This is a genomic window from Amycolatopsis circi, assembly GCF_003385235.1.
Classification (GTDB): Bacteria; Actinomycetota; Actinomycetes; order Mycobacteriales; family Pseudonocardiaceae; genus Amycolatopsis; species Amycolatopsis circi.
Genome location: NZ_PQIA01000010.1, coordinates 27,554 through 39,731, shown reverse-complemented (window position 1 = coordinate 39,731; position 12,178 = coordinate 27,554). Strand labels below are relative to the sequence as shown.

The window sequence follows — 12,178 nt, the reverse complement described above, 5'->3', positions numbered from 1 at the left end:
CTGAGCGGTTATCCCGGGTCCGTTCGGGATAACCGCTATTCAGCACAGGCACTGACGACAAGGTGGAACGGATGGACAAGGACAGCCGGCCCGGCGCCGCGGCGGGACTGGCGGACGTGCCGCACACCGGGGAAGCGGTGACCGCGGACGGCATGCTGGTCGAGCCGCAGGCGGACGACTTCGCGCACGCGCACGCGGCGCCGAAGGACCCGGAATGGTTCAAGAGCGCGGTGTTCTACGAGGTGCTGGTGCGCGCGTTCGCCGATTCGAACGGCGACGGCACCGGCGACCTGCGCGGGCTGGCGGGCAGGCTGGACTACCTCGAATGGCTCGGCGTGGACTGCCTGTGGCTGCCGCCGTTCTACGCCTCGCCGCTGCGCGACGGCGGCTACGACATCAGCGATTTCCGTGCCGTGCTGCCGGAATTCGGCAGCGTCGAGGACTTCGTGTACCTGCTCGACGAGGCGCACCGGCGCGGCATCCGGGTGATCACCGACCTGGTGCTCAACCACACGTCCGACGCGCACCCGTGGTTCCAGCAGTCGCGCTCGGACCCGGACGGCCCGTACGGCGACTACTACGTGTGGAGCGACGACGATTCCCGCTACGCCGACGCGCGGATCATCTTCGTGGACACCGAAACGTCGAACTGGACCTACGACCCGGTGCGCGGCCAGTTCTACTGGCACCGGTTCTTCGCCCACCAGCCGGACCTCAACTACGAGAACCCGGCCGTGCAGGACGCGATGATCGACGTGCTGCGGTTCTGGCTCGACATCGGCATCGACGGCTTCCGCCTCGACGCCGTGCCCTACCTGTTCGAACAGGAGGGCACCAACTGCGAGAACCTGCCGCGCACGCACGATTTCCTCAAGCGCTGCCGGAAAGTGGTCGACGACGAGTACCCCGGCCGGATCCTGCTGGCCGAGGCGAACCAGTGGCCGACCGACGTGGTCGAGTACTTCGGCGAGGCGGAGTCCGGCGGCGACGAATGCCACATGGCGTTCCACTTCCCGCTGATGCCGCGGATCTTCATGGCGGTGCGCCGGGAGTCGCGGTTCCCGATCTCGGAGATCCTGCTGCAGACGCCGCAGATCCCGTCCGGCACGCAATGGGGCATCTTCCTGCGCAACCACGACGAGCTGACGCTCGAGATGGTCAGCGACGAAGAGCGCGACTACATGTACTCCGAGTACGCCAAGGACCCGCGGATGAAGGCCAACATCGGCATCCGCCGCCGGCTGGCCCCGCTGCTGGACAACGACCGCGACCAGCAGGAGCTGTTCACCGCGCTGCTGCTGTCGCTGCCCGGGTCGCCGGTGCTGTACTACGGCGACGAGATCGGCATGGGCGACAACATCTGGCTCGGCGACCGGGACGCGGTCCGCACGCCGATGCAGTGGACGCCGGACCGCAACGCCGGGTTCTCCACCTGCGACCCCGGCCGCATCTACCTGCCGGTGATCATGGACCCGGTGTACGGGCACCAGGCGCTGAACGTCGAGGCGCAGGCCGACAACGCGTCGTCGCTGCTGAACTGGACGCGCCGGATGATCGAGGTGCGCAAGCAGCACCACGCGTTCGGCCAGGGCGATTTCGCCGACCTCGGCGGCTCGAACCCGAGCGTGCTCGCCTACCAGCGCCGGTGGCTGCGCCCGGACGGCCGCGAGGACGTCGTGGTGTGCGTCAACAACCTGTCCCGCTTCCCGCAGCCGGTGGAGCTGGACCTGTCCGCGCACCACGGCGCGACGCCGGTCGAGCTGACCGGCGGGGTGCGCTTCCCGGACATCGGCGAGCTGCCGTACCTGCTCACGCTGCCCGGGCACGGGTTCTACTGGTTCCAGTTGCTCGAGCCGGAAGAATGAGGTGAGTCCGCTGTCGCACCACGGTCCCCCGCCCGAACTGCCCGAGCTGTCCCGCGCGCTGACCGCCCTGCTGCCGGACTGGCTGCCCGCGCAGCGCTGGTTCGCGGGCAAGGACCGGCCGATCGACGAGGTCCGCCCGGTCGGGCTCACCGCGCTGGCGGGCCCGGATCCGCTGCTGGTGCACGCGGTCGTCGACGTGGTGCAGGGCGACCGCACCGAGCCGTACCAGCTGCTGGTCGGCCGCCGGTCCGGGATTCCCGAGGTGGCGTCGACCGCGCTGCTCGGCGAGCGGTTCTACGAGGCGAGCGGCGACGCGGACCTCACCGCCGGGCTGCTCGACCGGATGGCGGCGGGCGAGTCCGTCGGGCCGCTGCGGTTCGCCGCGGAGCCGGACGCGACGCTCGAACCCGGGCTGCGCTCGCGGCCGATCACCGCGGAGCAGAGCAACACGTCGCTGGTGTACGGCGGGCAGTACATCCTCAAGCTGTTCCGCAAGCTCAGCACGGGGATGAACAAGGACCTGCTGCTGCACCGCGCGCTGCAGGACGCGGGCTGCAAGCACATCGCCCGCGTGGTCGGCTCGATCTCCGGCGAACTGCACGACGAACCCGCGACGATGGGGATGCTGCAGGAGTTCCTGCCGGACGCGGTCGACGGCTGGGCGATGGCGACCACGAGCGTGCGGGACCTGCTGGCCGATCCGGACCAGGCCGCGGCCGAGGCGGGCGGCGACTTCGCCGGCGAGGCCGAGCGGCTCGGCGCCGCGGTGGCCGAGGTGCACGCGGACCTGGCGACCGCGCTCGGCACCGAGCCCGCGGACAGCGACGAGCTGGACCGCACGGTGCGCGCGATGACCGAGCGCCTCGACCAGGTGTCCGAAATGGTCCCGGAGCTGGCGGTGCACGCGCCCGCGCTGCGCGAAGCGTTCGAAACGGTGCGCGCGCACGAATCGCCGATCGTCATGCAGTACATCCACGGCGATCTGCACTTGGGCCAGGTGCTGCGTACCGTCAACGGATGGCTGTTGCTGGACTTCGAAGGCGAACCGGCCGCCCCGGTCGCGGAGCGGCACGCGCTGCGCTCGCCGCTGCGCGACGTCGCGGGCATGCTCCGGTCGTTCGACTACGCGGCGCACCAGCGGCTCGTCGGGCAGCCCGAGAACGCGGACGTGACCCGGCACGCGATGGAATGGGCCCGGCGCAACCGCGCCGCGTTCTGCGCCGGGTACGCCCGCGCCGGCAGCCCGGTCGGCGACCCGCGGGCGCACGCGGGCCTGCTCCGCGCCTTTGAACTGGACAAAGCGGTGTACGAGGTCGCCTACGAGCACGCGAACCGGCCGGACTGGCTGAGCGTGCCCCTGGCGGCGATCGCCCGCAGCACCGACGGAAGCGAGTGACCCACCGTGAACGCTGTCCCCGCGGATCTGCCCTCGGCGGCGCCGTCTCCGCTCGACATCGACCGGCTGCTGGCGGGCGAGCACCACGACCCGCACGCGGTGCTCGGCGTGCACACCGACGGCGGCGACATCGTCGTGCGCGCGCTGCGCCCGGGCGCGACGTCGGTGTCGGTCGTCGCGGGCGAGCGCCGCGTCCCGCTGGAGCGCGTGGCGGACGCGCTGTTCGCGGCGGAGCTGCCGGAACATCCGGGCGACTACCGGATCGAAGTCGGCTACGACAACCACACTGTGCTCACTGACGATCCGTACCGCTGGCTGCCGACGGTGGGGGAGCTGGACCAGCACCTCATCGGCGAAGGACGGCACGAACGGCTGTGGGACGTGCTGGGCGCGCACGTGCGCCGGTACGACACCCCGAACGGCGTCGTCGAAGGCGTGTCCTTCGCGGTGTGGGCGCCGACCGCGCGCGGCGTGCGGGTGATCGGCGACTTCAACGCGTGGGAGGGCCGCGGCCACCCGATGCGCTCGCTCGGGTCGTCGGGCGTGTGGGAGCTGTTCGTGCCGGGCGTTTCCGCGGGCAGCTGCTACAAATTCCGCATTCTCGGCGCGGACGGGCACTGGCACGAGAAGGCCGACCCGATGGCGTTCGCCACCGAGGTGCCGCCCGCGACCGCGTCGAAGGTGACCGAATCGTCGTACACCTGGGGCGACGACGACTGGATCGCCCGGCGCGAGGCGACCGACTGGGCGGACGCGCCGATGAGCGTGTACGAGGTGCACCTCGGCTCGTGGCGGCCCGGGCTCGGCTACCGCGAGATGGCCGACCAATTGGCCGACTACGTCGAGGAAACCGGCTTCACGCACGTCGAATTCCTGCCGGTGGCCGAGCATCCGTTCGGCGGCTCGTGGGGCTACCAGGTCACCTCGTACTACGCGCCGACGTCGCGCTTCGGTTCGCCGGACGACTTCCGGTACCTGGTCGATCATCTGCACCAGCGCGGCATCGGCGTGCTCGTGGACTGGGTGCCCGCGCACTTCCCGCGCGACATCTGGGCGCTGGCGCGGTTCGACGGCAGCCCGCTGTACGAGCACGAGGACCCGCGCCGCGGCGAGCAGCCGGACTGGGGCACGCTCGTGTTCAACTTCGGCCGCAACGAGGTGCGCAACTTCCTCGTCGCGAACGCGCTGTTCTGGCTGGAGGAGTTCCACCTCGACGGCCTGCGCGTCGACGCCGTCGCCTCGATGCTGTACCTCGACTACTCGCGCAAGGACGGCGAGTGGCTGCCGAACGAGTACGGCGGCCGGGAAAACCTCGACGCCGTAAGGTTTCTGCAGGAACTGAACGCGACTGTCTACAAGCGACACCCCGGCGTGGTGATGGTCGCCGAGGAATCCACCGCGTGGCCCGGCGTCACCCGCCCGACGCATCTGGGCGGCCTGGGATTCGGCTTCAAATGGAACATGGGCTGGATGCACGACACGCTCCGGTATCTGTCGCACGAGCCGATCCACCGGGCGTACCACCACAACGAGATGACCTTCTCGCTCGTGTACGCGTGGAGCGAGAACTTCGTCCTGCCGCTCTCGCACGACGAAGTGGTGCACGGCAAGGGTTCGCTGTGGGAACGGATGCCGGGCGACGACTGGAACAAGGCCGCCGGGCTGCGCGCGCTGCTGGCGTTCATGTGGGCGCATCCGGGCAAGCAGCTGCTGTTCATGGGCGGCGAATTCGGCCAGCCGCGCGAATGGTCGGAGTCGCGGTCGCTGGACTGGCACCTGCTGGAAACGCCGCTGCACCGCGGAGTGCGCGACCTGATCCGGCAGCTGAACGCGATCTACCGCGACACCGCCGCGCTGTTCAGCGGCGACGTCCGGCCCGAGGGATTCCGCTGGATCGACGCGAACGACTCGGCCGGGAACGTGCTGAGCTTCCTGCGCCTGGGCGCGGACGGCTCGCGGCTGGCCTGCGTCGCGAACTTCGCCGGGGTCCCGCACCGAGACTACCGGGTGGGGCTTCCGTCCGCGGGCCGGTGGATCGAGGCGCTGAACACGGACGCGGAGTCCTTCGGCGGTTCGGGAGTAGGGAACCTGGGCGCGGTGGAGGCGACCGAGGAGCCGTGGCACGGGCAACCGGCGTCGGCGGTGCTGCAGCTGCCGCCGAGCGGGGTGTTGTGGCTGCTGGAGGAACGTCCGTCCACTGAGGACTGATGCTTGACCCGTCGCCACTCCGCGCATCGCCACCGCCGCCCCGCGCACCGCCGCTGTGGTCCGTGAAGGGCCCCTTCACGGACCACGCCCCAACCTCCACCCGCGCACCCAACTATCGAGGCACCCAGCCCCTGCCCTGCACCCCGATACGAAGCCTCCCTGCGGTCTGGGGTTGCTTGTCAAGGCATCTTTCCCGCCTTGACAAGCAACCCCAGACCGTCAGCACAATGGGCTTCGGGGTGCCCCACCGCACCAAGGTCCGTGAGGGGAACCCTGAGGGACTCAGAGTCCGTGAAGGTTCCCCTCACGGACTCTCGCCGCGGTTGAAGGTTCGTGAAGGTGGCCCTCACGGACTCCCGCCGCCGCTGAAGTCCGTGAGGGGAACCCTCACGGACTTCGTCACAACAACCCGCGGGCCACCGCGTTCATCCCGGCCTGAAACCGGGTCGTCGCGTTCAGTTCGGTCATCAACCGCTGGACCCGGCGTTGCGTCGTCCGCGCACTCCACCCGAGCGCACGGGCGATCCCGGCGTCGGTCTGCCCGGACGCCAGCAGCGTGAGCAGCGTGGCAGTGTCCGGATCCCGATCGACACCGGTCAGCGCCCGGGTGATCGGCACCGCGCGATCCCACTCCGCCTCGAAGAGCGTGACCAGCGCGTCCAGCAACGCCGACGCGTGGATGATGTACGCGGCATCCACGACGTGCGGCGACGAGCTGATCGGGATCACCGCGACTTTCTCGTCCGCCATCACCATCTTGATCGGCAGCGTCGGCCGCACCCGCGACCGTTCGCCGTGGCTGGCCAGGATGTCGCCCTGCAACCGGCCCGGCACGGCGATGGCGGCTTGCGCGTAAATCACCCGATAAGCGATGCCCGCTTTCAACCGCCGTTGTTCCTCGCCGAGGTTCGCGCCGGGCGGCTTGACGTACGGCGGCCGGTCGAAACCTCGGATCTGTGTCCGGGCTTCCTCCTGCAACCGCAGCACGCGGCTGTCGATGTTCTCCGTCCCGGTGACCACCTCGACCAGTTCCGCCGGATGCGTGAACCGGCTCGCCTCGCGGTGCACTTCCATCAGCTCTTCGATTTTCGCTCGTGCCTCGCGGAGTTCGGCGGCACGTTCCGCCGCCAGTGCGCCGAGCGCGAGATCGGGCGGCGCGGCGAGATAACGCGCCGGGCGTCCGGGCACGCGACTGGCCAATCCCGCGGCGGTCAACCGGGAAAGCGCACGCGACACCTGCTGCGCGGACAGGCCGCATTGCTCGGCCACGTCCGCGGCTCGGGTGCGCGGATGTCCGACAAGCGCGGTATAGACCCGGATGTCCGCCGGCGGCAGGCCGAGCGCGGACAAATCCGGCGCGGCCTGGCGTGAATCGGCCACCTGGCGACTATTGGTCATGGTGGCTATCTTGCGCCACGCCGTCGCGGGCTGGGAAATTGATCCGACCACTGACCCCCGTCCCCCCGACCCCGAAAGGGGGCGCTGTGTCTCGCGCCCGAACGTCCTCGCCGCGCATCCTCGTTGCTTTGGCCACCGCCGCGGTGACGCTGTGCGGCCTCGCCGCGGCTCCGGCTTCCGCCGCGGCGCCACCGGATCAGCCATCGTCCAGACATGTCGCGATGCCGGACGGGGGAGCGATCACGCTCGCCGCCGACGGCACCGCGACCCGCACCGACGCCCACGGCAAGACCGTCGCGAAAACCGTGCTGCCCCTTGCTCAAGGCACGTCCGCGCTCGGCGATTTCGCCCCGACTGACGACGCGGTACGAGCCGCCTTCACGCGGCAGCAACCCAACGACGTCGTCCTGCAGCTAGCACCGGCGACGTCCGTGACGGGCCCGCCAATCGCGGCGGGCAAGCGGGCTGCTCGCACTTCCGACAACGTTGTCAACGCCACGCTCGCCGATGTCGGAGCGACCTCGGTCGAGCCCGTTTTCCCCGACGCCACCGATGTTCCCGCGCTTTCGAAGACCGTCCTGGTCCACCTTCGCGGCACCGATGCAGACGAAGCCGCGCGGATGCTGTCGAAGACGCCCGGCGTAGTGAGCGCCCGCGTGAACCGGCGCGTCTCGGCGATGTCGACCGGTCCAGTCCCGGTGCCACAGCCGTCCGTCCAAGCCGCGCAGCAGAAGCAGGCGCAGGCCAAACCGCCCGCGCCGCTGCCGGACAATTACGGCGTCAGCTCGTCGGCCGAGAGCTACCTCAACGCTGGCGGCACCAACGCACTCGGCGCGTACAGCCTGCTGAAGTCGAAGTACGGCCAGCTGCCCGGCTCCGGCCAGATCATCACCAACGTCTCCATCGGCGACCTGACCGACCAGGGCATGGCCGACGCGGGCGACGAGTACGTCCGCACCTACGGCCCGACGACGATCGTGCGCGACGGCCAGCGCTACCTCGATCTTCCGTCCATGCCGCTGATCCCGACCTACACGGCGAGCCCGTCCGGCCGTCTGGACCCGCTCGGTTCGGCGGAAGGCCAGGACCCGGCGCTCGGCGAGGTGCTGCTCGACTTCGGCGTGATGGCCCCGCTCCCGCACGACGCGCAACGGCCCGGCGCGGCCGGTTCCGGCTACACGGACCTGCTGGGAATCGCGCCGGGCGCGCAGTACCGGCTCGTCGTGCCGCAGGAGCCGACCGTCGACCAGATCGCGGTCTCGCTGCTGGCCGCCGCCCGCCAGACGCCGCGGCCGAACGTGATCACGGCGAGCCTCGGCGAAGGCACCGACACCGTCGGCTTCCCTGGCCGGTATCTGGAAGACGATCCGGTGCTGCAGTCCGTCGTCAGCACGATCGTGCACCAGTACCACATCGTCGTCACCATCTCGGCCAACGACGGGACCCGGCTCTACACGCCCGCCGCGGTCGGCCCGGACGGCGGCAGCACGCCCACCGACGTCGCCCGCAATGCCGGTGACACCACCGACATCGACGACGACGCGTACTCCACGACGCCCACCAAGGTCCTCGACAGCGGCGCGATCGCCGTCGGCGGCACGACCTTGGACGACACCCTCTCGGTGCCGCAGCGATCAGGCACTCCGGCCGCGCACAACCCGACGTATGCCACGACCCGCTTCAACGGCGGTGCGGCTTACTCGTCCGGCTTCGGTTCGCGGGTGAACATTTCCGCGCCCAGCGACGGAATTCTCGTCTACCAGCACCCCGTGCACGGCTCCGCCCACGACGTGGCTCCGGTGCTCAATGGCGGCACCTCGGCGTCCGCGCCGATGACCGCCGCAGCAGCCGCCATCGTGCTCCAAGCGGCGAAACTGAGCGGCCGTCCGATGAACCCGCTCGACGTCCGGAACGTCCTGACGCGTTCAGCGCGACCGGTGTCGACCCCGCCGCAGGCGGACCGGCCGGTGACCGTCGGACCGCAGCTCGACGTGACCGCCGCTCTCCAGTCGGTGCTCGGCGTCCACGCTTCTCCGGCGATCGCGCGGGTTTCGGTCGCACACCGGGTGACCACGGGCGGTCTCGGCGCTTCGTTCCTGGAAGAGGCGCCCGACGGCCGGATCGACCTCGCCACGAAGGGCACCGGCGAAGGTCTGGTCGGCCCGGTCACGATCGGAGCCGACGTGGTGGGTGCGCCGCCAGGTGCGTCGTACGCGTTGAAGGTCGGCGGCAAGGAGTTCCGTTCAGCGGTACCCGCGGTCCGGCTGAGCCCGACCGAACTCCTGACTGCCGCCGGAATGCCAGTGGCAGCAACGACGGACCGAAACGTGCCGGTCACCTTCGAAGTCCGCATCGGCGGCTGGCCGATCGCGTCAGCCACCCGCACACTGACCTTCGGCCCGACCGACGGCACCTACGCCGAAGCGCAAGCGCCGGTCGCGCCCGCGGCTGTCCACAGCGGACAGTCAACCAGCGTGCACTACGACCTCACCGGCGTCCGCAACCTGTCGAACCCGCAGCTGGTCGTGTCGACGCTCGGCCACTGGAGCCCGGTCAGCGCCCCGCTGTTCGGCACCACGTTCACCGCGCCGATGACCGCGACGTCCGGCGACGTTTTGGTGCCAGCCACGGCATTCGCCTCCGGCAGCGGGATCTACGGCATCGGGATCGTGCAACGCTCGGTCACCGGCAGCGTCGGCGATCCGGTGTACGGCGAGTTCACCGCGGTTCGCGTAGGCGGCGACGCCGGACAACGACCGGACGCGCCCATTCTCGGCACCGGGCACCACGCCGAGATCACCCGCGCCGCACCAGGATTCTCGGTCGGCTACGACGTCCGCGGCATTCGCGGCGCGACCGGCGCGGCAGTCGAGTTCTCCGCACCCGCGCCGACGTTGTTCAAGTCGCTCAACACCGTGACGAACGCGAACGGCGACAGCCGGGACGCGGGCGGACCGAGTGCTGGATCGGTTGCGTACCAACAGCTTCCCGGACGCAACGGCACCGCCGCTCTGGACGCGGGCAAGCTCGGACTAGGCGGCTCGCTGGCCTACAACGTCCGGGTCTTCGCGACCGACGCGCACGGGCGGATCCTCGGCCAGGCCTCGCCGACGTCGTTCCTCACCGTCGACGACGGCCTCGCACCCGGCGACACTGTGGTGACGAGCTTCGCTGCTTCGGCCGCCGGAACGTCGTACGTCGCGCTGCGCGAACCCGGCGCGGGGGAGTCGGTGCGGGAGTACGACGCCGCCAAGGGCACCTACGGCCGGGCCCTCGCCAGCGACGCGTCGCCAGACCGCGGATACCAGGTGCTCGGCGTTGATCCGGACGCACATCGCTTGGCACTGCTGCACTTCGGCGGCGATCAGTCCACTGTGGAGACTTACGACACGGCGTCGGGCAAACTCGTCACCAGTGCCTCCGCAACCGGGTATTCGCTCGACGGCGGCCGCGTGGATCCCGTGCGACACCGCGCCGCGCTCCTGGCGCACCACGACGGTGACGACGCCGACGCGGTGCTGCCGCTCGACCTCGCCACCGGCACGTTCGGCAAGCCAGTGCCCGCCGATCCGCCGGGCGTGGGAGCAGGCGCGTACCGGATGCTCGACCTCGACCCGGCGAACGGATTCGTCTACCTGAGCCGGGCCAACGGCAGCCTGATCTGCTTCATCGGCGGCACCGGTCCGGTGGCTCGCGTCGACCTGAACTCCGGAGAAGTCCGGCGGGCGGACGGCGGCAGCGGCTGCGCGACCGGGCTCGCGGTCGACTCCGGAGCCGGGCGGATCTACCAGTCGGAGTACCGCGCGATCAGCCTCAACATCGTCGGCACGTCGTCGCTGGTGTCGGTCGACGAGGCAACGCTGGCGTCGGCGGGCACGATCGGCGTGCGCGAGCAGAAGGGCGGGTTCCTGGCCGTCGACGGCGTGCACCACCTGGGGTTGGAGGCGTTCCGGACCCCGCCGGTGCTGTCGCAGTTCGGCAAGGTCGGCGGCGTCGTCACCGACAACAACGCGACGAGCCAGTTCGCCGTTGTGGACCTCGCCGCCGGGAAACCGGTGGCGGTGGTGCCGGGCCTGAACTTCGTGACCGGTCCGTTCGGCGGCGAGTACGACCCGCTGACCGAGCGTTCGGCCCAGCTCGACCCGGCCAGCCGTATCGGCTGGGCGCCGTCGGCGGACGGACGGCAGCTGCAGCAGTTCCGGTACTGAACCGGCCGGATGACCGGACCGCTTGCCCGTCCGGTCATCCGGCGTTGCCCGGAACTCCTCCCGCAGCACCTTTCCCGGCTCCGGTCGGAAAATGACCCACGGAACGTCTTGCCGGTGAAGGGACCGGTGGGCATACTTTGTTGCCATCCACAACAAACCCGGGGTGGCGCCGCCAGGCCGCCCCTCGAGTGATTGAGGGATGCCGATGACGTCCACGCACACCTCCTCCCGCTGGCGGCTGCTCGCGATCCCCGCGGCGCTCGCCGTCGCCAGTGCGGTCGCGCTGACGCCCGCGGGGAACGCCGCCCCCGCCGCCGCTCCGGCCGCCGGGGTCTCCGACGACTTCGACGGCCCGGCCGGCTCGCCCGCCGACGGGAGCAAGTGGACCTACGAAACCGGCGACAACAACGGAAACAACCACGAACGGCAGTGGTACACCTCGGGCGCGGCGAACGGCGCGCTCGACGGCCAGGGCCACCTCGTGATCACCGCGAGGAAAGAGAACTCCGGCAATAACTGCTGGTACGGCGCGTGCCAGTACACCTCGGCGCGGCTCAACACCGCGGGCAAGTTCAGCCAGGCGTACGGGCACATGGAAGTCCGGATGAAACTGCCGCGCGGGCAAGGCATGTGGCCGGCGTTCTGGATGCTCGGCGGCGGGCAGTGGCCGGACGACGGCGAGATCGATGTGATGGAGAACATCGGCAAGGAGCCGAACACCGTGCACGGCACCATCCACGGCCCCGGCTACTCGGGTGCGGGCGGCATCGGCGCGGCGTTCAACGGCCCGAACTTCTCCGACGATTTCCACACTTACGCCGTCGACTGGTCGCCGGACAAGATCGTCTGGCTGGTCGACGGACAGGCCTACCAGACCCGCACGCCGGCGGACCTGAACGGCAAGAAATGGGTCTACGACCACCCGTTCTACCTGATCCTCAACCTCGCGGTGGGCGGCGACTGGCCGGGCGACCCGGACGGCGACACCCAGTTCCCGCAACAGCTGGTGGTCGACTACGTGCACGTGAGCTGACCGCCCTCGCCGCCGGAACCCCGGCGGGCGGAGACGGCGCGGTCTCCGCGGGCCCCGCCCGGCTCAGCCC

General features: G+C 70.3%; 5 protein-coding genes and 1 pseudogene. 5 read left to right on the top strand and 1 reads right to left on the bottom strand.

All coding sequences use genetic code 11. The features are described from left to right. Positions 1-71: 71 nt before the first annotated feature. The 3 genes from treS to glgB are packed head-to-tail and all read left to right on the top strand — an operon-like array spanning position 72 to position 5,469. Positions 72-1,865 (top strand): maltose alpha-D-glucosyltransferase, encoded by a 1,794-nt coding sequence (gene treS, locus D0D37_RS04940; RefSeq protein WP_116199318.1) that lies wholly within the window; start codon positions 72-74, stop codon positions 1,863-1,865. A gap of 1 nt (position 1,866) precedes the next feature. After that, positions 1,867-3,261, top strand: a complete 1,395-nt coding sequence (locus tag D0D37_RS04935; RefSeq protein ID WP_116199317.1) for a maltokinase N-terminal cap-like domain-containing protein — start codon at positions 1,867-1,869, stop codon at positions 3,259-3,261. A gap of 6 nt (positions 3,262-3,267) precedes the next feature. Continuing rightward, positions 3,268-5,469, top strand: coding sequence for a 1,4-alpha-glucan branching protein GlgB (glgB, locus tag D0D37_RS04930; protein ID WP_116199316.1), 2,202 nt, complete (start codon positions 3,268-3,270; stop codon positions 5,467-5,469). 399 nt (positions 5,470-5,868) lie between these two features. Here the strand turns inward: glgB and D0D37_RS04925 are convergent, their stop codons facing one another. Continuing rightward, positions 5,869-6,867 carry a helix-turn-helix domain-containing protein gene (locus tag D0D37_RS04925; RefSeq protein WP_116199315.1) on the bottom strand — a complete coding sequence of 333 codons (999 nt, stop codon included), beginning with the start codon at positions 6,865-6,867 and terminating at the stop codon, positions 5,869-5,871. An 86-nt stretch (positions 6,868-6,953) separates the two neighbouring features. Between D0D37_RS04925 and D0D37_RS04920 the strand changes: the two genes are divergently transcribed. Beyond that, positions 6,954-11,075: a S8 family serine peptidase gene (locus D0D37_RS04920; RefSeq protein WP_162834081.1), complete on the top strand. Its 4,122-nt coding sequence runs from the start codon at positions 6,954-6,956 to the stop codon at positions 11,073-11,075. Between the two features lie 205 nt (positions 11,076-11,280). Further along, a pseudogene (locus D0D37_RS04915) lies at positions 11,281-12,105 on the top strand (glycoside hydrolase family 16 protein); the annotation flags it as partial. Positions 12,106-12,178 lie beyond the last annotated feature (73 nt).

What these genes read in the sequence shown, in the direction of transcription:
- D0D37_RS04925 (WP_116199315.1), bottom strand. Translation starts at nt 6,867, where the DNA reads ATGACCAATAGTCGCCAGGTGGCCGATTCACGCCAGGCCGCGCCGGAT.
- treS (WP_116199318.1), top strand. Translation starts at nt 72, where the DNA reads ATGGACAAGGACAGCCGGCCCGGCGCCGCGGCGGGACTGGCGGACGTG.